The organism is Sphingobium sp. TomMM35A, from assembly GCF_054771735.1.
In genome coordinates, this window is record NZ_BSRC01000002.1 from 472,157 (window position 1) to 493,646 (window position 21,490).

At 64.2% G+C, this 21,490-nt stretch carries 18 protein-coding genes; 7 read left to right on the plus strand and 11 right to left on the minus strand.

Annotated elements, in window-relative coordinates:
* Positions 1-85: 85 nt before the first annotated feature.
* Together ACYU8T_RS15265 and ACYU8T_RS15270 are read left to right on the plus strand one after the other, a co-directional pair.
* The gene (locus tag ACYU8T_RS15265) at positions 86-991 is read left to right on the plus strand and encodes an NAD-dependent epimerase/dehydratase family protein (RefSeq protein ID WP_461160133.1); all 906 of its coding nucleotides are present in this window, start codon (positions 86-88) and stop codon (positions 989-991) included.
* A 99-nt stretch (positions 992-1,090) separates the two neighbouring features.
* Entirely contained in the window at positions 1,091-1,885 is a 795-nt protein-coding gene (locus ACYU8T_RS15270) for a hypothetical protein (protein WP_461160134.1), read from the plus strand.
* 39 nt (positions 1,886-1,924) lie between these two features.
* Here the strand turns inward: ACYU8T_RS15270 and ACYU8T_RS15275 are convergent, their stop codons facing one another.
* Positions 1,925-3,877 carry a flavin-containing monooxygenase gene (locus tag ACYU8T_RS15275; RefSeq protein WP_461160135.1) on the minus strand — a complete coding sequence of 651 codons (1,953 nt, stop codon included), beginning with the start codon at positions 3,875-3,877 and terminating at the stop codon, positions 1,925-1,927.
* Positions 3,878-4,050: 173 nt separating this feature from the next.
* On the opposite strand from ACYU8T_RS15275, the gene ACYU8T_RS15280 reads away from it, so the two are divergent.
* Positions 4,051-4,671: a cysteine hydrolase family protein gene (locus tag ACYU8T_RS15280; protein ID WP_461160136.1), complete on the plus strand. Its 621-nt coding sequence runs from the start codon at positions 4,051-4,053 to the stop codon at positions 4,669-4,671.
* Here ACYU8T_RS15280 and ACYU8T_RS15285 read toward each other — a convergent pair.
* Complete coding sequence (locus ACYU8T_RS15285) at positions 4,665-5,504, minus strand: helix-turn-helix domain-containing protein (RefSeq protein WP_176502296.1); 840 nt, start codon at positions 5,502-5,504, stop codon at positions 4,665-4,667. The genes ACYU8T_RS15280 and ACYU8T_RS15285 overlap by 7 nt on opposite strands.
* Before the next feature lie 190 nt (positions 5,505-5,694).
* On the opposite strand from ACYU8T_RS15285, the gene ACYU8T_RS15290 reads away from it, so the two are divergent.
* On the plus strand, positions 5,695-6,600 hold the full coding sequence (locus ACYU8T_RS15290; protein WP_461160137.1) for an alpha/beta fold hydrolase: 906 nt from the start codon (positions 5,695-5,697) through the stop codon (positions 6,598-6,600).
* A 9-nt stretch (positions 6,601-6,609) separates the two neighbouring features.
* On the opposite strand, the gene ACYU8T_RS15295 is transcribed toward ACYU8T_RS15290, so the two are convergent.
* From ACYU8T_RS15295 to ACYU8T_RS15335, 9 genes are all read right to left on the minus strand, one after another.
* Positions 6,610-7,416: an SDR family NAD(P)-dependent oxidoreductase gene (locus ACYU8T_RS15295; RefSeq protein ID WP_247232737.1), complete on the minus strand. Its 807-nt coding sequence runs from the start codon at positions 7,414-7,416 to the stop codon at positions 6,610-6,612.
* 31 nt (positions 7,417-7,447) lie between these two features.
* Positions 7,448-8,929: a class I adenylate-forming enzyme family protein gene (locus ACYU8T_RS15300; RefSeq protein WP_461160138.1), complete on the minus strand. Its 1,482-nt coding sequence runs from the start codon at positions 8,927-8,929 to the stop codon at positions 7,448-7,450.
* A 28-nt stretch (positions 8,930-8,957) separates the two neighbouring features.
* Positions 8,958-10,148, minus strand: a complete 1,191-nt coding sequence (locus ACYU8T_RS15305) for an amidohydrolase family protein (protein WP_461160139.1) — start codon at positions 10,146-10,148, stop codon at positions 8,958-8,960.
* Between the two features lie 91 nt (positions 10,149-10,239).
* On the minus strand, positions 10,240-11,115 hold the full coding sequence (locus tag ACYU8T_RS15310; protein WP_461160140.1) for an alpha/beta hydrolase: 876 nt from the start codon (positions 11,113-11,115) through the stop codon (positions 10,240-10,242).
* The gene (locus ACYU8T_RS15315; RefSeq protein WP_461160141.1) at positions 11,112-12,203 is read right to left on the minus strand and encodes a Zn-dependent alcohol dehydrogenase; all 1,092 of its coding nucleotides are present in this window, start codon (positions 12,201-12,203) and stop codon (positions 11,112-11,114) included. Before ACYU8T_RS15315 ends, ACYU8T_RS15310 begins: the two co-directional genes overlap by 4 nt.
* A 2-nt stretch (positions 12,204-12,205) precedes the next feature.
* Positions 12,206-13,102: an IclR family transcriptional regulator gene (locus tag ACYU8T_RS15320; RefSeq protein ID WP_461160142.1), complete on the minus strand. Its 897-nt coding sequence runs from the start codon at positions 13,100-13,102 to the stop codon at positions 12,206-12,208.
* Between the two features lie 10 nt (positions 13,103-13,112).
* Positions 13,113-14,999 carry a flavin-containing monooxygenase gene (locus tag ACYU8T_RS15325; RefSeq protein ID WP_461160143.1) on the minus strand — a complete coding sequence of 629 codons (1,887 nt, stop codon included), beginning with the start codon at positions 14,997-14,999 and terminating at the stop codon, positions 13,113-13,115.
* Between the two features lie 133 nt (positions 15,000-15,132).
* A complete protein-coding gene (locus ACYU8T_RS15330; RefSeq protein ID WP_461160144.1) occupies positions 15,133-15,924 on the minus strand; it encodes an enoyl-CoA hydratase-related protein in 792 nt (263 codons plus the stop codon).
* Complete coding sequence (locus tag ACYU8T_RS15335) at positions 15,921-16,736, minus strand: enoyl-CoA hydratase (RefSeq protein WP_461160145.1); 816 nt, start codon at positions 16,734-16,736, stop codon at positions 15,921-15,923. Before ACYU8T_RS15335 ends, ACYU8T_RS15330 begins: the two co-directional genes overlap by 4 nt.
* Before the next feature lie 154 nt (positions 16,737-16,890).
* Here ACYU8T_RS15335 and ACYU8T_RS15340 point away from each other — a divergent pair, with 154 nt between their 5' ends.
* From ACYU8T_RS15340 to ACYU8T_RS15350, 3 genes are all read left to right on the plus strand, one after another.
* A complete protein-coding gene (locus ACYU8T_RS15340; protein WP_461160146.1) occupies positions 16,891-18,978 on the plus strand; it encodes an acyl-CoA dehydrogenase family protein in 2,088 nt (695 codons plus the stop codon).
* Between the two features lie 122 nt (positions 18,979-19,100).
* Positions 19,101-20,456: a spinster family MFS transporter gene (locus ACYU8T_RS15345; RefSeq protein WP_461160147.1), complete on the plus strand. Its 1,356-nt coding sequence runs from the start codon at positions 19,101-19,103 to the stop codon at positions 20,454-20,456.
* 75 nt (positions 20,457-20,531) lie between these two features.
* A complete protein-coding gene (locus ACYU8T_RS15350; protein ID WP_097093232.1) occupies positions 20,532-21,461 on the plus strand; it encodes a phytanoyl-CoA dioxygenase family protein in 930 nt (309 codons plus the stop codon).
* Positions 21,462-21,490 lie beyond the last annotated feature (29 nt).

The following is a 21,490-nucleotide window of genomic DNA, read 5'->3' on the forward strand; positions in this document are numbered from 1 at the left end:
GTCGCCTCCGCCTCTCCGGAACGCACGGCCCGGCTCTTGACGCGGGGCGCATCGCTGTTGCTTCCTCCCGCGCGGAAGGAACCCGATGCGCATTCTCGTCCTTGGCGCGACCGGCTATCTCGGATCGCACATCGCCCGGCATTTCAGGGCATCCGGCCATCAGGTCAGCGGCCTCAGCCGTACAGGCGAAGGCGATCGGACGCTCGCCGATCATGGCATAACCCCCTTGCGGGGCGACCTTTCGCATCTGGACGCGGTGATCGACATGATGCGCCATCACGATGCCACCATCTACGCAGCCCAATTGCTGCTTCAGCAGGAGCATGACGCCGTCAAAAGGCTGCTGAATGCCGCCGACGGGCGCGGCCATCACTTCATCTTCACCAGCGGCACCGGCCTTTTGTCGCAACGCACCGATGGGCTCTGGAGCGAGGACAGTTTTGCGGAAGACGACCCGTTCGAGCCCTCCAAATATATCGGCCTCCGCCTTGAGACCGAAACCATGGTCCGTCGCGCCGGATCGGCGGGCAGCGCGCGCGCCATGGTGATCAGGCCGCCGATGATCTGGGGACATGGCGGCTGCGGGCATCTGCGCATGTTCTACGCCGATGCGGGGCGCACCGGCGAAGTCGGCTATCTCGGGGAAGGCCTCAACCTCTACTCCAACGTCCATGTCGATGACCTTGCAGAGGTCTACCGCCTCGCGCTGGAGCGGGGTTCAGCCGGAGCCCTCTATCACGCGGTCGCGGGCGAACTGAACAACCGCACTCTGGCTGAAGCGGTCGCGCGCGACCTCGGCATCGAGGCGCGCAGCATCGATTTTGCCGAAGGCGTCCGCCGCTGGGGGAAGTTCGAAACTTTGATCGGCATGGCGACATGCAGCCGCTCGCGCAGCCCCCGTACCCGCCGGGAACTGGGCTGGACGCCCCGCCATTTCGATGTGCTGAGCGACATCGGCCACCCCGCCTATCGCGCCCTGGCAGGCCGGTAGCGCCACCCGCGACCTTCCGCCGACCCGGAAGAGGCGCCGCACTGCTTTAATCCGGCTCCCGCGCACGCTTCAGTGCGCCATCAATTTCAGGAGAGGCCCATGCAAAGCTGCGAAACCTTATATGAGAGGGCCGACATAGCGCGCGCCGACCGGCCGATACGCTTGGGCTCCCTGCTCTTCACCATGGTTGAACCGCGCCCCGGCTATGAGGTCGCCTATAATCGCTGGTATGAGCGCGATCATTTCTACAGCGGCTGCATGATCGGCGCCTACACGGTTTCAGGCGGCCGCTACGTCGCCACCCGCGCGGAAAAGGCGAAGCGCTTCGGTTCAGGCACCATGGACCTGTCGAAGGGCTCCTATCTCGCACTCTACTGGATCCTCGACGGGCATCACAAGGATTGGGACGCGTGGGCGGTCAAACAGGTCAATGATCTTCACGCCGCCGGCCGCATGTTCAAGGAACGCGACCATATCCACACCAGCTTCTACAATTTCGACGCGGAATATAATGCGCCCGGCAGCACGATGCCGATCGAACTCGCGCTTGATCGCCCTTTTGGCGGGCTCGTCGCCTTCATTGTCGATCTGAACCCCGGCAAGACCAGCGCGGACCTCTCCGCCCTGCTGCGCGCCCGCGACCTGCCGGGCGACGTGGCACTCACCGGCTCCCCCTTGCCGCTCGATCCGACCAGCCCCAAGGATGTGCCGGTAGAGGTCAATGACCGCGCGGTCTTCCTCAGCTTCTCCGTCGAGGACCCGAAAGCCGTCTGGGACAGCGCCTATGTCCCCCTCGCCCAGGCGATCGAGGAAAGCGGCATCGGCCGCATCGCGATCGCATCGCCCTTCATCCCGACGATCCCTGGCACGGACACCTACACCGACCAGCTTTGAAAGCTAGAGGGGCGGCCCAGCAAGGCCGCCTCATTCCATTCACAGCAGTTCAAAGTCTTCCTTGCGCGGTCCCTGGCACTCGTTCCAGAAATCGATGAGCCGCCACGGCCAGGACAGAAAGTTCCGCTTCTTGCTATTGTTATAATAGCTGTAGGCGCGCGGATGGCTCCAGATCATCTTGACCATCTGCGTCTCGACCTTGGTCTGCCATGCGTCGAAGGCGGACCGGCTCGGTTGAAGCGCCTTCTTCTCCTGCGCATTGACCCAGTCGAGGCATTCGATCGCATAATTGACCTGTCGCTCCGAAATCAGGTTCTGCCCCGCCGCATGATTGGGCGCGCTGTTGGGGCCCACCGTGTGGAAATAATTGGGGAAGCCCGGCACCAGCATCCCGAAATAGGCGCGCGGATCTTCCGCGCCCCATTCGCTGCGCAGATGCTTGCCACCAATGCCCACGATCTCAAGATCGCCCAGCATGTTTGCCACATCGAACCCGGTCGCGCAGATCAGCACGTCCAGCTCGATCTCGCGCCCATCCTTCAGCACCAGCCCCTTGGGCGTGACCTCTGTGATGGCAGTCTGCTCCAGGTGCACATGCGGCTGGAGATAAGTGGGGAAGTAGGGACCGCGATCCAGAATGATGCGCTTCGAAAAGACCGGGAAATCGGGCGTCAGCTTTTCCTTGAGGTCCGGCCGGTCGGCGAACATCTTGTCGATATAGCCGACCGCGAACTTGCGCATCGTCTCATTGACGGCAGATACCGATGGCGAATCCTCCGGCCATTCGGGGTCCAGCAGCACATTGGGATACAGGCCGTCCGCCGCATACCAGTAGATGCGGAAACGAAACCATTCCAGATAATGGGGAATATGCCGCATCGCATATTTGACGCCGTCCGTGACCTCGTCATTCCCGGCCGGGCTCGGCATCACCCAGTGGCGGCTGCGCTGGAAGACGTGCAGTTCACTCACATCGCCAGCGATCGCGGGGATCAGCTGCGCCGCGCTCGCGCCCGTGCCGATCACGCCGACGCGCTTGCCCTTGAGGTCGATCGAGCTATCCCACGCCGCCGTATGCAGCCGCGTGCCCGCAAAGCTTTCCAGCCCCGGGATGGCGGGCCACTTCATCCGGTTGACCGGCCCATGCCCGTTGATCACCGCATTGGCGCGGATCACCTCCGCGCTGCCATCCTTCTTGCGCACGGTGACGTTCCACACCGCCGCATCCTCGTCCCACACCAGCTTTTCGACCCGCGTGTTGAAACGGATGTTCGGCCGCAGCTCATAATCATCCGCCACGCGCTTCAGATAAGCGAACATGTCGGTGCCCAGCGGATGATAATTATGCCATTCCGAATTCAGCGCGAAGGAGAAGGAGTAGAAATGGCTCGGCGTATCGACGCCCACGCCCGGATAGCGGTTTTCCCACCAGGTGCCGCCGACTTCCTCATTCTTCTCGATGATTTCCCATTCATAGCCCGCTTCCGCCAGCTTCACGCCCGCCGCGATGCCCGTCATCCCCGCGCCGATCACTAGCACCTTGAACCCGGCGGGCGCAGGCTTCCGATCTTTGCGCTCGCGGCGGGGCTGCTCGGGGCGAAAGCCGATCTGGTCGAACAGCAGCGGCAGGAACTCGTCCGCCACCTCCTCCGCCAGGCCAGCCGACATCATCCGGTGCATCAGCGCGTCGGACGGCTCCTCGTCCATTGCAGCGCCAGGCGTGGTCAGCACATGAAGCAGCTTGTCCTTCAGCTCCTCGACCAGGTCGCCGGGAATCTCTTCTGGCGGATAGGCGTAGGGCGACTTGATGTGCGGCACGAACTTGTCCAGCATCGCCTCGTCGCCGCTCAGATGAACATAAGTCATCAGCAGCGTGTGTATCTCGCCCTCGGCCAGAGCCTGACGCAATTCCGGGCTGTTCTTCAACGGCAGCTTGCGTGCCCGTAAATCGGCACGGGCAGTCCCCGCCACATCGGCATATTTCGCGGCCATTCACCAACTCCTACGCAAATTCACTCTTCTATGCCCGCATGTCTACCGGCAGCGGGACGGCAACCAACCGCCAACCCCGCCTTTCCGTATCTGTGGAGCGGCCCGCTCCGCTGTTGCCGAAGCCGCGCGCGCGGCGCTCCTTGACCATCGGAATTTGTTCAGGAGCCAAGACTTTGCCCGTTTCACTTCACGGCCGCCCGGCCCTGATCATCAGCGAATGTCAGCGCGGCATCGTCGAACCCGGCATGGGCGGCTTCCCCGGCCTCATCGCCCAAGTCAATGAACGCGGCATCATCGCCCGCATCGCCGATCTCGCCGCCCGCTTCCGCGCCGCCCGCCTCCCGGTTTTCCACCTCACAATCGCCCATCGCCCCGACTTTGCGGACGTCCAGCGCAACAGCATGCTTGCGGCAATGGCGCGCAAGGGCGGCTCGCTCGTGACCGGCAGTCCAGCGGCGGAGATCATGCCCCAACTCGCCCCTGCCACTGAAGATTTCATCATAGAGCGTAGCTCCGGCCTCATCGGCTTCCATGGCACCGCCCTGGACGCCCTGTTGCGCCGCCTGCACATCGGGACGGTCGTCATTACGGGCGTATCCACCAATGTCGCCGTCGCAGGCTGCACCCTGGCAGCGACCGACCTTGGCTATCACGCGATCGTCGCGGAAGATTGCATCGCGGCGGCCGATCCCGCCACCCACGACATCATCGTGCGGGATCAACTCCGCATGGTGGCACGCATCACCAGCGCCGCTGACATAGCGCAGGCACTCACCCCGCCGAATAGCTACTGAACGCTGACGGTCGTCTTGCGGCGGATGCGATCATTATAGCGGTAGATGACCGACTGCATGCCCGACAGCATCTGCCGCACATCATTGTCGTTCACGAACAGCGGATCGCCGACCACGCCGATCGCGTAGGAGGCGACGCCATGCGGCACCCGCAGCGGCACGGCGATCGAGTCCACAGGAATGGACGCGCTCCGGCGGCACAGGGCGAACCCGCGCGCCCGCGTCGTTGAAATCCGGTCCACCAGATGCTTCATCAGCGTCGGCCCCTTCGGACCCAGGCCCAGCTTTTGCGTCCGGGTCGCCAGCTGGATGATGTCGACATTGGATTGCTGCGCCAGCATCGCGGCAGCGAAATTGGTGCCCGGCCGCCAACTGTTACGCTGAAAGCAGATCATCTCGGTGGGATAATAAGGCTCGACGTCCGGCTTCGCCGCCCAGCCGCCGGACATCTCCGCGACGCTTTCAGACCAGCAATCATTCTGCTGCGTGACGAAGACCGACCCGCCGGTCTCGCGCCGCATATCCTCCATCACCTCATTGATCCGGCCGCTTCCAAAAAAGCTCTGCTCGATCGCTGTGGCATTGGCGATGATCTTGTAGGACGGCGCATAAAGCTTCGTCGCCTGGCTATAGCTCAGATAACCCGTGCTCGCGAGCGTCCGCAAAATCTCGTCCGCGCTCGAATTGGGAATGCCCAATGCTTCGCTGATCTCGATCGTGCGCGCAGGCTCGCCCGACTTCATGAAATATTCCAGCACTTCCAGGGTGCGCAGGCACGACTTGACGCTACCCCGGCCGCCAGACCTGCCTTCCGTCTGTGAGTTAGCGCTCATCCCGCCTCCTACATCGTCCTTGCGGGCGCCGGTTCTGCCGGTCACCGGAATTTTGGTGAAGACTACCATATTCTGAGCGCAACAGGGATTCAAGCGTCCGGAATCCGCTACGACCCGCGCGGTTACGCGAATATGGAAAGCCGCCATTGCCGGTCGCTAGTGCATCGTCGCTCATCTCTAAACTGCCAGCATGCATGACAGACAACGCCGCTCCCCTATCAAGACAAAGCCCGTCAGGCGACGCTTCCTCAACGGCCGCATGCCGCTCAGCTATACCGAATGGGCGCAGGAGGGCGCGCCGCTCGCCATCCTCATGCATGGCAGCCGTGATCATGGCCGCAGTTGGGACGCGCTGGCGGATGCCCTGCTGCCCGACTATCACATCATTGCCCCCGATCTTCGCGGCCATGGCAACAGCGGCTGGGCGCAGGACGGGCGCTACGACTTCGCGGCCTATCTGGCCGATCTCGACGCGCTGGCGGAGCATCTGGCGCTGGGTCCCCAGCGCCCGGCCTTCCTGATCGGCCATTCCCTCGGCGCGCACATCGCCTTGCGCTTTGCCGGAACCTATCCCGACAGGATCAGCCGGATCGTCGCGATCGAGGCCGTCGGCGCACCGCTCGCGATCGAGACGCATCGCTCCAGCCAAAGCATCGACCAAACCGCCCGCAACTGGCTCGGGGAGCGCCGCGCCGCCTCCCGCACCGCCCCACGCATCTTCGCGTCGGTGGACGAAGCGGTCGAACGGATGCGGGGACGCCATGCCTACCTCACCTCCGCGCAGGCGCGGCACATGACGCGCCATGGCTTGCGGCGGGCTGGCAAGGCTGGATGGCAATGGAAGCATGATCCCTATCTCGCCGTCTGGGCATTTCCCGACATTCCGATGGAGGATGTCAGGGCCTTGTGGCGCAACATCGCCTGCCCCACCCTTCTCCTCTATGGCGAACGCAGCTGGCCTTCCAGCTTGCCCGCCGATTTGCTCACCCATATCCCCGGCGTGCGAGAACTGCGCCTGCCCGAAAGCGGCCACTGGCCCCAGCATGACGCCTTCGGCACATGCCTGTCTGCGATCAGGCGCTTCCTTGCGGAGTGAACGTCATTCCTATTCGTTGCTCTTCTTGGTCGCCATGACCCTCGGGTCGAAATGGTTCGCGGCCATCCATCCGCCATCCACGAACAGGCTGTGACCGGTCACATATTCCGACAATCCCGACGCCAGGAACAGCACGGCCCCCGCCACGTCCCGCGTCGTGCCCGGACGTCCGATCGGCAGCACGCTCGACTCCATCAGAGCGCGCGATTCCGCCGTTTCGGGCAGGCGCGGCGTCGTGATGCTGCCCGGAGCCACGGCATTGGCGCGAATACCATGCCGCCCCCATTCCGTCGCCATCGACTTCACCAGATGCATGAGGCCCGCCTTCGCCGCGCCATAGGGCGCATGCATCGGCGATCCGACCGCTCCATCCACCGACCCGATGCAGATCAGCGATCCGCCCACCCCGCGCGCAATCATCGATTGGGCCACCGCTCGCGCCGTCACGAAGAAATAGCGCAGGTTCCGGGATTGGTCATAATCCCATTCTTCCAACGTCACGTCGAGCAGCGGTTTGAACAGCGCCTGCCCCACGATCGTCACCAATATATCAAGCCCGCCCAGCGCGCCTTCCGCATCCGCCACCGCTTTCTTGACTGATGCCTCGTCCAATATATCGGCCTCGATCGGAATGCCCGCCCGCCCTATCGCGCGTACTTCGCTGGCGACTTGCTCGGCGCGTTCCATCACGCTGTCCAGCACGGCGATGTCGCATCCGGCCTCCGCCAGCAGCAGCGCGCTGGCCTCGCCCATGCCGCGCCCGCCACCGACGATCAGCGCCTTCTTTCCTTCAAGGCCCAGCAATGACACGGTCATCCTCCCCATCCTCTTCGTTATGCGCGCCCGCTTATGCGGCGTCGGCCAGGAACATCTTCTTGATCTCGGTCAGGCTGACCTTCAGCGATGGCGTGCGGGGCAGCGCATCGACGATCCGGATCTCCACCGGCACATGCGTCGGCGGCAATTCGGCCCGCACATGCGCCAGCAGCGTCTGCTCATCCACCACCTCGGCGCTCTGGCTCAATTCGACCGCCGCAACCGGCACTGCGCCCAATCGCGCGTCGGGTATTCCCACGACCGAAGCATCGACCACCGCCGGATGCTGCCGCAGCACGTCGACCACACGCTCGGGCAATATCTTGAAGCCGCCCCGCACGATCGCCCCATCATGCCGCCCGCGATGAAAGACATATCCGTCCTCATCGATCATCACCAGGTCGGTGGTCCGAACCCAGTCAGGCCGCACCGATGGGCAATGCACCTCCAGCAGCCCTTCCGCCCCGCGCGGCACTTCCGCGCCGCTTTCGGGATCGATGGCGCGTATCTCCACGCCCGGCATGGGAAGGCCCGTGCTGCCACGCTTGCTGTCCCCGCGCTCCGCCCGCATCTGCGGCGTCCAGCGGACGATAGTGCCGCAAAATTCGGTCGCCCCCATTCCCCAAAGGATCGGCAGATCATAGCGCGTCTCGAACCGCTCCTGAAGGTCGGGGTCCAGATAGGCTGATCCGCCAGACACGCTCTTCACGCTCGCCATGTCTTCTGGCGACACATTGGCGTCCATGATCATCGCGATCGCCGTGGGATTGAGGCCCAGCGTGTCCGGCCTGTGGCGGCGCAGCGCATCCACCAGCCCATCGACCGTGAAGCGCTCCATCAGCACCAGCGGCGTGTTGTTGACGGCAGCGCCGGTCAGCAGGCACACGCCGCCCACACCGCCCAGCGGCCAGATATTGATCTGCACCGGCGGCGCGCTGCCGGACTCCGCGCCCGGCGCGCTCATCACCGCCCGCTCCAGCAGCTTCAGCGGCATCGGAATGCGCTTGGGCGTCCCCGTAGTCCCGCTCGACAGCACCTCTATCCCGCCATCGGGCAGGGCATTGTCGAACGAGGATCGCCTGCACTTTTCCAGCCCATCGACCAGTCTTGGGGCGTCGTCGATCCCGCCAAAGGCTACCCCTGCGCAGCCCGCCTGTCCCGCTGCTTGCGCGAAATTCGGCCAATCCTGCTGGTCCGCCAGGATCGCGGCGGCTCCCAGATTCTCGACATTGTCCGAAATCGCGGTCGCGGGGAGGAAGGGATAGACGAAGCTGACCGACCGCCTGTGCGCCAGCAGCCCCACTACAGCCGCCGCATGGGCGAGGCGGTTGCGGATGATGATGCCGACCTTCGCCGATGGCGGGCAACCGGCGGCGTCGAGCAGCGCGACCACGGCATCACCATAGTGCGCCACCTCGCCCCAGCTCACCCAGCGGCCCTCGAACTCAATGCCGCGATCGTCCTGATGGTCGCGCAGATTGGCGCGAAGCTGCTCGATAACGTCCTGGCTCACTGATGGTAGTCCTAACTGGCCGCCTTCCTTAATTGCGCACGCCTTCCAGCAGGCCCTTGAGGTTCGACGACATCACCATTTCCTTCTCGGCCATGGAATAGTTCGTCAACTCATGAAGGAAGTCGAGTGGGTGTTCAGTCCCCTCAGGGTGCGGATAGTCGCTGCCGAACAATATGCGATTGACTTGCATATGCTCTTTCAACTGCCCGAAATCATCCTCGACAAAGGGTGTCACGAAAATATTCCGATGAAATTGTTCAACGGGATCATTCATGAATTTCTGCGGCATCTGCCCATAAACATGCTTTAACTGCTCGATCAGCGGAATGACCCACTTCGCGCCATTCTCGACACTGACGATCCGCACTCCCGGGAAGCGATCGAACACGCGGCCGCAGATGATCGCCGCGATCGTGTCGGAAATCGCCCGCTCGATGATCCTCAGGCAATTGACGAACGGATCGGATTCAAACGGGAGCCACTCCGCCCCGCCGGTCCACATTTCGATCAGATGATCATAATCGGAATTGGACGCATGGATTGACACGAAGATCTTCGCCTCCTCGATCCGCGCCCAGAATGGATCGAAATCCTTGAGGCCCATCGACCGCCCGCCGCGATAGCCCGGCACGGGAGACGGCCGGATGCAGATCGTCCGCGCGCCTTGCTTGATCAGCCAGTCCGTCTCCGCCAACGCCCGGTCCATGTCGGCCAGCGATACCACCGGAACGCCGAACAGACGATCCTCCCGCGCAAAGCCCCACTCCTCGCTCGTCCACTGATTGAGCGCATGCAGGGCATCGTGCAGGAACTCATGGTCATAGCTCATCCACTTTTCGATGACCGAAAAGAGGGTGGGGAACATGAGCGCCGCGTGCACATTATGCCCGTCCAGCACCGCCAGCCGTTCCTTGCCCGTGCGCCAGGATTCAGGCGGAGCGATCGGCTTTCCCGTCATCTGCCGCATGGTCAGGCCTTCAGGATTCTCGGCCTTGTAATATTTGACATGCGTCCCCGGCGCCGCGACCCGTTCGAAGGTGGGATTGGGGATATAATCCGAAATCTGCCCCTTGATCGCCAGACGCTTGCGGCCATCCACTTCCACGAAGCGGAAATCCTTGTGCCACTTCTTGGGCAGATGCCGGAACAGCGCATCCTCCGGCTCGTAAAAATGATTATCCGCGTCATAGACGGGAAAGGGAAGGCTGGGCGTCGTCATCAGAATGTCTTTCGGTCAGCTATGATAATTTGATGCTACACTTGTCCTGCACCGGCCCGCTTCCGGTCAATTGAGCGGACCGGCTTTCCGGCTACATGGAAACCCCGGATCGAGCCGGTTCCAGCGCTTTCACAAAGCCCGCAATCGCCGCGACCGCATCCCGCGCTTCGCCAGTTTCGGGCGCCAGCAAGGGCCAGACATGCCCCATGCCGGGCGCAACATGCAAAGTGACCCGCCGATCCCCCAGCGCCAGCCGAGTGGCAAAGGCAACCGCCTCATCCAGCAACACCTCCGCGCCGCCCGTCAGCACCAATGTCGGCGGAAAGTCCGCCGGGTCAGCCTCCAGCGCCGAAACCAGCGGATCGCGCGGATCATGCCCCTGCAAATATAGCTGCGCGCTATCCAACACGGCCGCCTTGGAAAACATCGGGTCACGCGCCGCATTACGGTCAAGGCTCTCACCGCGCGCCGTCAAATCCAGCATCGGCGACACCAGCACGGCACCCGCAGGCCTCTCACCAGCACGCGCCGCCATAATGCAGAGCGCCGCCGCTAGCCCGCCACCGGCAGAGTCGCCCGCGACCACCACCGACTGCCTGTCCTCCAGCCCCCGATAAACCGCGACAACAGCGTGCAACGCCGCCGGAAAGGGCTGCTCGGGAGCCAGCGGGTAAAAGGGCAGGATGATCCGCCACCCCGCCTCATCCGCGATCCTTTGCGCATAATCCACATAGGCAAGCGGCGACCCCAGCCGATACCCCCCACCATGCAGATAGATCATCTCCCCCCGCGCATCACACCCACGCGGCTCGATGACCAAACAACGCACGCCACCAATCACCGCCTCGCCCGCCCGCTCCACAGCATCAGCAGGACCAGCCGCCCGCGCCCGCCGCTCGATCAGCGCGTCATCGGCGGCATAGCCCTCTCGCAGCCGCGGCAGGTTCCAGGCACCGGCCGCGGTCACAGCACGAACACCCCGCGCGCCAGCTTGCCCTCCTCCAGGTCATGGAAGGCCCGTTCGAAGTCGGCAAGATCGTAACGCTGCGTCACCAGCTCATCCAGCAGCAGCTTACCCTGCCGATATTGCGCGATATAGGACGGGATATCCTGATGCGGCCGCGACGCCCCATAGCGCGCACCCATGACGCCGCGATCAACAAAGGAGAGCGGCGTCAGCGAAACCTCCGCCATCGTGCCCATCGCGGTCGTCCCGACGATCACGCAATTGCCGCCCCAGCCAAGGCTCGCCATGGCATCGTTCAGCACGCGCGTATTGCCGACGCACTCGAACGCCCAATCGACGCCGCTGCCATGATCGGGATTGCCGCCGGACACGATGTCCTTGATCCGCTGCGGCACATCGCCCTGCGAAGCATCGATGAAGTCGGTCGCCCCAAACTCCCGCGCCTTCGCCTCGCGCGTGGGCAGCAAATCGATCGCGATGATCCGGCTCGCGCCCGAAAGCCGCAAGCCCTGCAGCACGTTGAGCCCAATGCCGCCGATGCCGAACACCGCCGCCGTCTCGCCTGGTTTCACCCGCGCCCGGTTGACGACCGATCCAACCCCCGTCAGCACGCCGCATCCCACCACGCAGGCAATGTCGAGCGGCACCGTCGGATCGATTTTCACCGCCTGATTGGCCTTCACCACCGTCTTCTCGACAAAGGTCGATGTCGCCGCAAAGCTCGACACCGGCTCTCCGTTACGGCTGAACGGCTGGGCGCGGTTGCCATAGGATTGGCGGCAATGGGTCGGCCTGCCGCTCTCGCACGGGCCGCAACGCCCGCAATTGGCCAGCGTATGCAGCGCCACATGATCGCCCACCGCCAGTTCGGTGACGCCCGGCCCCAGCTTCTCGACGACGCCCGCGCCTTCATGGCCCAGCACCGCAGGCGCAGGCCAATCGATGGTGCCGTTGATGACCGAAATGTCCGAATGGCAAATGCCGCTCGCCGCGATGCGCACCAGCACTTCGCCCGCGCCCGGCTCACGCACTTCGACATCCTCGACAAAACGGATCTTGCCCGGCCCTTCGTAGATCAGCGCCCGCATGTTCAGCCTCTCCCAACTTCATTCATCTGCTTGTCCGGATCACACGGCATCCCGCTCGCCGCCCGGCAGTGCCGCGCGACTGCGTCGCCCAGCGCAGCGATCCGGCTCAGCGGCAGCGGCCGGTCGAAACCAAAAAGCGACAATGTACAAAGCACCGCGCCGTCCGCGCCGAACACTGGGGCGGAGATCATCATCACCGGATGCAGCCGGTCGGGTTGCGCCTCGATCATCAGATAATCCTCGCCCATCTGCCCGATCCGTTCAGCGACGCGCGTCTGCCAGTCTCCGGCCAGCGGTTCCTCCGCCATGCCAAGAACGGCGAGCCCCGTCGCCGCCTGCTCGGGGCTGCGTTGCGTGACGGCATAGCCGCGCTGCCGCACCATCGCGAGCGACTGGCGCAGCCGGTCGGCATCGATCGCCCCCGCCGCCTTGGCGAGCCAGCTATCCACCTCCCGCTCACCCGCCCAGGCGAGGAAGGGCGTGCCCAATGGCGGGATCAGCGGCACCCGCTGCCCCACCGCCAGGCCGGGCATACGCCCCGGCCCTTCCGACGCAAGCGCGATCAGCCGGTCATCCAGCCGCGCGGTGAGCAGGCTGTCCAGGTCCAGCTCAGCCGACAAAAGCGCGATCTGGTTCCGCGCAGCCGCCACCACCGGATGGCATTGTAGCGCCGCATGACCGATCGCGATCAACGCCGGGCCTAGACGATAATCCTTCCCCCGCTGCGCGCGGACCAGATAGCCGTCCCGCGTCATCGCGCCCAGCAGCGCGTGGCAAGATGCGGGATTGAGGTCCAGCTGCCGCGCCAGCTCCGTCAGCGAATAGCCGCGCAAGGGCGCTGCCGCCATGAAGTTCAATATGTCGATGGCGCGTGACGCAGCCAGGGCCGGGCGGGGCATCGCCGTTCCTTCAACTCAATTCCAGATCGTCCCAGTTCACCACCGTGCACATGCGGTGGTAATCGGGGCTGAGCCAAGGCGCGTTGACCTGAAGCCTGCGATGCTCCCGGTTCACATAATAATTCTTCTCGATACCGCCTTCGGGCGTCATCTGAAGCCAGTTCTGCGCCTCGGCATCCAGTTCGCGATTATAGCGCTCGAACGCCTCGGGCTTCACATCGACGCGCCGCTTGTCTTCCTTCAGCATGCGCATGACGCATTGGGCTGCATAGCTCGCCCAGATCAGCCACCATTGCGGCAGGCCGGTGCCTCCCGTCAGCGGCTGCGAATTGGGGCCGTACAGCATGAACAGGTTCGGGAATTGCGGCACCATCATCGACAGATAGGCACGCGGCCCATCGCCTGCGTCCCAGGTGTCGTGCAGGTCCTTGCCCTCCAGCCCCTTGTACCGCGCGGGCCACAGATATTTGAGCACGTCGAAACCGGTCGCGGCAATCACGACCTCTAAGTCCCGCTCCGTCCCGTCCGCCATCACAAAGCCGCTCTTCGTGAAGCGCGCCACCGATCCGGTCAGCAACTCCACATTGTCGCGGGTCAGCGCGCGATACCATCCATTGTCCACCACCGGGCGGCGCGACATGGGCGCATAATCGGGTATCAGCTTTTCGATCAGGTCTTCGCGTCCACCAGTTTCCTGCCGGATATAGTTGGCCAGGAAGGCGCGCAGGTCGTCATTGGCCTTGCTGACCTTGCCCCCCTGAGCCTGCCATTCGCGATCGACGCGCTGTAACCGATCGATGTCGAACAGCGGCATCGTCGCGGTATAGCGGGACCAGTTCCAGTAGCCGGGCATATTCTCGTTGAGCCACGCCAGTTCCGGCTCGATCGGCGCGCCATATTTTTCGCGCGGGCTGATCCATTGGGGGGTGCGCTGCACGACACTGACATGCCCCGCCTTTTGCGCTACCGCGCTCAACAATTGCACGCCGGTCGACCCATTGCCGATAATGGCGACCCGTTTGCCGCTAAGGTCCAGCCCCTCTGGCCAGGCGGACGGATGGATGATCTGCCCGCCGAAATCATGCACGCCCTCGATGTCGGGCAGCTGCGCATTGGCGAAGGTGCCGCAAGCGGTGATCACCACATTGGCGACGATCTCCTGACGTCCGCCGGGCGTTTCGACGTCCAGCTTCCAGACGTTGCGCCCTTCGTCAAACACCGCACCCTTCACATCATGGCCGAACCGGCTGTTCACCATCACCCCATATTTGCGCGAGACATGCTGGAGGTAGGTGCGCACATCCTCGCCCCGGTTAAAATGCTCGCCCCAGGGATAGAGTTTTTCGAAGCTATATTCATAGGTGATCGACGGCGTATCGACCCGCACATCGGGATAGCGGTTGATCGTCCACGTGCCCCCCGCCTCCGGCTGACGATCGAGCAACAGATAGGGCAGGCCCAGCAACTCACATTGCACCCCCGCCGCAATCCCCGCCGGGCCGCTGCCGATGATAACGATGCGGAAATCCTCGGGAATCTCCGGCTTCTCGCCTTCCCATTCGACGGCGCAGGGAACGGCACGGAAGGCCGGAAGATCACGCCGCGCCTCGAACTCGACATCCGTCATCTCGCCCGACAGCATCGTCATAAGGCGGCGCAGTTCGTCCTCGGGCGGCTCTGGCAGATCCACCGGACCGGCATTGTCCGCCAACCATTCGACTGCGCGCTCCTTCAGCAGCGCCTTCTGCCCGTCGCTCATCTGCGCAGCAGCGGGCAGAGCGCCAATCTCCTCATCCCCGCTATTCTGATAGAGCGCGATCCGCAGAGCATTGAGGTCCGCCAGTTCAACCGCGCGCTGGATGCTATCATTGTCGATCGCCTTTGCCGCCGTGGCCATTCATCCCGTCCCATTCTTTTCGGACGCGTCCGAGTGCGCCCGTCTCATTTTTTGCAATATCGAAACTTTGGCGCGAGGTAAGCCGAACCCGCGCCATTTCCGCAATACCGGAACGGATGCTTTTCGCAGGTCCTCAGTAGCCCAGGAAATTGGGCGGGCGTCGCTCCATGAACGCCAGCGCCGCTTCATTCGCATCATGCGACAACAGGCTGATCTGCGCATTCGCAGCCGCCTCCTGCGCCATGCTTTCCTCCAGCGCGATCACTCCCGCCGCGTTGAGGTTGCGCTTCATCGCCGCAAAAGCCGCCGTCGGCCCGCTGGCGAGCTTCGCCGCCAGGGCGGCACACTCACCCTCCAGCGCATCGTCCTCAACCAGCCGATTGACCAATCGACTCGCCAGCGCTTCGTCCCCCAGCATCGGCTCGTCGAGCAGAAACATCTCCCGCGCCCGCGCCGCGCCGAGCAGCCGGGTCAGCAGATAGCTGCCCCCCGGATCGCCGCACCGCCCGGCGCTGGCAAAGGCGAGCTTGAACTTCACCGTGCGCGAAGCGATCCGCAGGTCGCACGCCGCCGCCATGACCAGCCCGCTCCCCGCCACCGGCCCACGCAAACAGGCAATCGTCGGCTTGGGCATGCGGTGCAGCAACAGCGGAATCTCGGCATGAATGCTCATCCGCGCCGCAGCCTCATCGGCCCGCATCGGCTCGTCCCGCGCCGCCTTGCCATCACCCGACAGATCATAGCCCGCGCAGAAACCGCGCCCCGCCCCCGCCAGCACCACGCAACGCACCGCCGGATCGACCGACCAGCCACGCAGCGTCAACGCAATCTCGTCCAGCATCGCCTCCGTCACCGCGTTCAGCCGGTCGGGCCGGTTCAGCGTCAGCGTGGCGATGCCCCCATCAACCTGCGTCAGGATGCTCATGAGTGCGACTTCACCTTGTCCATGCCCGCCACGATGAACTCGCCGGTCTGGCCATAGGCCGACGCATGGCCCAGCTGGTGGATATCGAAACAGCTTTGCAGCGCCGCGCTCTGCCCCATGATGTCGAGCGTCTGGTTCACCGCCCGCTTCGCCATGGCAAGCGCATGGGGGTGCATCTGCGCAATTTCGCGCGCCAGCGCCAGCGCCTCGGCATCCAGCTCCGCGCGCGGCACGACCCGGTTCACCATGCCCCGCCGTTCCGCCTCCTGCGCGTCGATCGGCTTGGCGGTGAACAGCATCTCCTTCGCCTTGCGCGGCCCCAGCTCCCACGTATGCCCATGATATTCGACCCCGCCGATGCCCATCAGCACCACCGGATCGGAAAAGCGCGCATCGTCAGCCGCGATGATCAGATCGCACGGCCATGCAAGGAGCAGCCCGCCCGCGATGCAGGCGCCCTGCACCGCCGCGATCGAAGGCTTGGGAATATCCCGCCAGCGTTTGGAATAGCCGAGATAATGTTTGGCTTCCCATTCATGGATGCCCAGCAGCCCGCGCTCTGGGATCGTCTCGCGGATGCGGTTGAACGACCCGTCGCGAATGGCCTCCGCGCTCACATCATGCCCGGCGGAAAAATGCTTGCCCTCCGCACGCAGCAGGATGACGCGCACGGACTCGTCCGCCGCCGCCTTTTCCCACGCTTCGTTCAACTGCTGCAAAAAAGGTTCATTCTGCGCGTTCGCCCGGTCGGCGCGATCCAGCGTGATCGTCGCTACCCGTTCCTCGACCGCGTAACGGATATATTCTACCATCTGACTTACTCCTGGACCGCTGGTTGCGCGCGATCGGCGCTGCGGACATCCGTTACCCGCGCCCTTCCGCACTGCCGGAAGCGCGCCGCCGCCAAATTGACATCTTGCGCTTCAGGATGGCCAAGCAGAAGGGCGCGAACAAGGTGAAAACGGCATGAATCTCGAACTTAGCGAACAGCAGGCGATGATGCAGGAAGCAGCCCTGCGCTTCTTCGATCGCGAAGAAGTGGTGCAGGCCGCCCGCGCATCCAAAGGCGCCATCGACGCCAACCTCTGGAGCCAAGCCGCCGAGATGGGCTTCATCACCATGCGCGCGCCCGAAGATCGTAGCGGCCTTGGCATGGGCCTCATGGAAGCCGCGCTGATCTGCGAAGCGGCAGGCCGGGGCGCGGCCCCCCTCCCGATCGCGGACGGCATCGCCGCCTGCGCGCTTCTGGGCCAGCTTGAGGGCGAAGCCGCCGCCGCGCTGCTCGAACAGGCATCCTCTACGCCCATCAGCTTCGACGCGCAGGACGGCTGCATCCAGCTCAGCTGGCAATCCGACGCCATCCACGCCGCCATGCCCAATGGCGAAGCGCGCATCATCGCCAGCGGCAATGCGGCACGGCAGTCATACGAAGCCGCCCTCACCGAACGAACCCTGCTCCGCTCAGCCTGGCTGGTCGGCGCAGGCACCCGCGCGATCGAGATGGCCGCGGCCTATGCCACCGAACGCAAGCAGTTCGACCAGCCCATCGGCGCATTTCAGGGCGTCGCCTTCCCCCTCGCCGACTCCATCACCGACATGGAGGGCGGCCGCCTGCTGCTATGGCGCACCATTTGGGGCGTCGCCCAGCAACAGCCCCAAGCAGGCGCGCTTACCGCCATGACCAGCTGGTGGACCGCCACCACCGCCCGAGCCGCCGTGCGCCGGGCGCTGCGCACATTCGGCGGCTATGGCCTGTCCGACGAATATGACATCCACCTCTATTTCCTCGCGATAGACCGCGTGGCCTTGGCTGAAGGCGACCCGGAGGACCGGCTGGTTGACGCGGGCGATCGCCTCTGGGCAGGCACAACGACGGCCCTGCCCGATGCAGGCGATCCCGGCCTGGACATGGGCTTCACCGCAAACGAAGAAGCCTTCGCGGCGCAAGTGCGCACCTTCCTCGAAACCGCAATGACGCCCGAACTGCAAAGCGCAGCCGCCACCTCCACCGACGGCCACCTGCCCGACCTCCACCGCCAGCTCGCCGCCGCTGGCCTCGCCTATCCCGATTGGCCGCGCGAATGGGGCGGGCAAGACCGCAGCCCCATGGAAGTCACCGCGCTCGGCCGCGTGTTCGAGGAATTCGGCATCTCCCGCATCCCCATCGGCTGCACCAACATGGGCGCGCGCATGACGATGAAGTTCGGCTCGCCCGAACTGAAGGCCGAAGTGCTGCCGCGCCTCGCCGACGGGTCGGCCCTCGCCTGCCTTGGCTTTACCGAACCGGCATCAGGATCGGACATGTACGCCGCCCGCACCCGCGCCGTGCGCGATGGCGATGACTGGATCATCACGGGGCAAAAGATGTTCACGACCGGCGCCCATATCTCCGACTATATATTGATGCTCGCCCGCACCGATCCCGACGCGCCCAAGCATAAGGGGATCACCATCTTCTTCTTCCCCATGAGCCTGCCGGGCATCACGATCCAGCCGGTCGACACACTCCAGGATGAACGCACCAACATCACCTTCTATGACGAAGTGCGCGTGCCCGATCGCTACCGGCTCGGGGAAGTCAATGGCGGGCTCAAGGTCATGGCCGCCGCCATGGAAATCGAACATGGCGGCGAAGGTTATCACATCTATCACCACAGCCTCATGCGCGCCGCGCTCGATTGGGCAGGCAGCAGCGACGCGGCGGGCAAGCGCCCGATCGACAAGCCAGCCGTCCGCGCCCGCCTTGCCCGCGTGCGCACCCATCTGGAAATCGCCGACCTCATGTGCCGCCGCGTTACCTGGGCGATAGAGGCAGGCCGGATGACCCGCGCCATCGGCCCGATGGCCAAGATGTTCACCACCGAAATCTACATGGCTGACGCTGCCGATCTCGCCGCCCTTGCCGCGCCCGGCACGCTCACCCACAAAACGCCTGCCTTGGCGAAGATCGAGGAATCCAACCGCCAATCAATCGGGCAGACCATCTATGGCGGCACCAGCGAGGTTCACCGCACCATCATCGCGCAGCATCACCTCGGCCTGCCCCGCGCCTGACCTGCGGGCTTCCATATGCGCGGAAAGTTGCGCACCCGCGTTGATCCTGATCGCGATCCGATGATCTTGGCTCCCATGACCTGAACCGTTGCGCATGTGGCGGCTCCCTGGGAGACAAGCTGATGACGAACCCGGCACCGCTGACCATGTCAGATGCCCTCCCGGCGGTTGGACCGGACGCTATCGCCGCATCACCCCCGCTCCAGGGCCGACGCCGCACGGCAATGCTGCTGATGCTCGCCTTCATCTACAGCCTCAACTATCTCGATCGCCAGATCGTCGTCATCCTTCAGGAACCCATAAAGGCCGACTTCAAGCTCGCTGACTGGGAACTCGGCCTGCTGACCGGCGGGGCCTTCGGCATCTTCTACACCTTGATGGGCATCCCCATCGCCCAGCTGATCGACCGTGGCGTCAATCGCGTGCGGCTGATTGCGCTGTTCACCGCCAGCTGGAGCGTCATGACGGCGCTCTGCGGCCTCACCCGCAGTTTCGGCGCCTTCTTCGCCGCGCGCATGGGCGTGGGACTTGCCGAAGCAGGCTTCGCCCCCGCCGCCCACTCCCTCATCTCCGATCTCTACCCGCCCCGCGAGCGCCCCGCTGCGGCAGGCCTCTTCGCCATTGGCGTGCCGGTCGGCGTCATGGCGGGCCTTTCGATCGGCGGCATCGTCGCGCAGGCGACGGACTGGCGCACGGCTCTCCTGCTGGCGGGTGTCCCCGGCATCCTGACCGCGATCCTCTTTCCCCTCATCGCCCGTGAGCCGATCCGTGGCGGAACCGAAGACCCCTCCGATCAACCGGCACAAACGCCAGAGTCGCTGACTTTCTTCCAGAGCCTGCGTGTGCTGGCGCGGCGGCGGGCCTTCGTCCACATCGTCGCCGGTACGGCGATCATGGCCTTCGCCCAGACCGGCATTTCGACCTGGCTGCCCTCCTTCCTCATCCGCAACCATGGCATGAGCCTGGCGCATGTCGGCATCGGCCTTGGCCTGCTGACCGGCATATGCGGGGCGATCGGCACATGGGCAGGCGGCTGGCAGGGGACGCGCCTTGCCAAGTCAGGCCTCCACATGGCGCTCTGGCTGCCGATTGTCGGCATGCTCCTCTCCATACCGCTGGACATTGTCGCGCTCAGCATGGCGGATGGGCAGAGCGTTCTCCTCATCCTGATCCCGAGCTACATTGTCGGCTCCTTCTGGACCGCGCCCTCCATCGCCCTCATCCAAAGCCTCGCGCCGGTGTCGATGCGCGCGCGGGCGAGCGCCGTGAATATCGTGGCGGCGAACCTGATCGGCGTATCGATGGGACCACTTGCCGCAGGCGTGCTCAGCGACGCCTTCGCCTATCTGCGCGGGGGCGACGCGGCGCTTGGGCTGCGCGATGCGCTGATCTGCCTTACCGCGTTCTTCCTGTGGGCCGCCTGGCACTGGACCATGGCGGTGCGCGCCCTCAAGCAGGAAAGTACAACGGTCGTTTGAATTGATTGCGTGAGGCCGGGATTATAAAATAAGGACGATCCGGAACACGGACGAATAGGAGAGAGAGGATAAGCCATGGCCACCGGAAACGCGAAACGCCAAGTCACGCACAATATGGGCGCGATGGACACCCGCCCCGTAAAGCATCTGGAATTTGACGGTCCTCTGCCGCAACCGACCAAGGACATGGACCAGATCCGCGCCGATCTCGACCGCGCGGGCTATGCGATCGCGGCAGAGGTCGTCAGCCGGGACAAGGCGCGCGAGATGCGCGACTTCCTCGCCGCCGAAATCGCCCGCGAAGAAGCGATCGATGAAGAGCGCGTGCGCCGTTTCTACACCGACAACGACGATCTCAACCGCCGCATGTCGGGCTGCCATCTGATGAACCGGGAACGCTTCTTCCGCGACATTCTGGAACATGAAATGCCGCTTCAGCTCACCCGCGAACTGCTGGGGCCGCAGACGCTGGACGAATCATATCTGGTGCACAGCTATGGCGCCAACGTCACCCGTCCCGGCAGCGCGCAGCAGGGCATTCACCGCGACCGCAGCGGCGCGATGCCTTTGTCCGCCGGTGCCGCGCAGACCCGCTTCATCTGGTGCCTCGATGATTTCGTCGAAGCCAATGGCGCGACCCGCATGGTCCCGGGCAGCCATCGCGATACGGAACCGCAATCCTGGGCGGTCCAATATGAATCCGTGCCTGCCGAAGCGCCAGCCGGGTCCGTGCTCATCTACACCGACCTGCTGCTGCACGGCACGGGCGCGAACACATCGACGGACCTGGAGCGCGCTGGCGTGATCGTCGGCTATTGCCCGCCCTGGTGGAAGCCCATGATCAACTTCCCGATGACGATCGACCCTGAAGTGATGAAGGGCTCGTCCAAGGTCCTGCGCCAGATCCTCGGCTACAGTTCGGTCTCCGTCGGCTTCGAGGAACCCTGGACCTATGCCCCTGACGCCGTGAAGGACCTGATCGTCCCGCCAGAGATGGAATGGTGAGGTAAAGGAGAGGTTTGCCGGGACCGGAC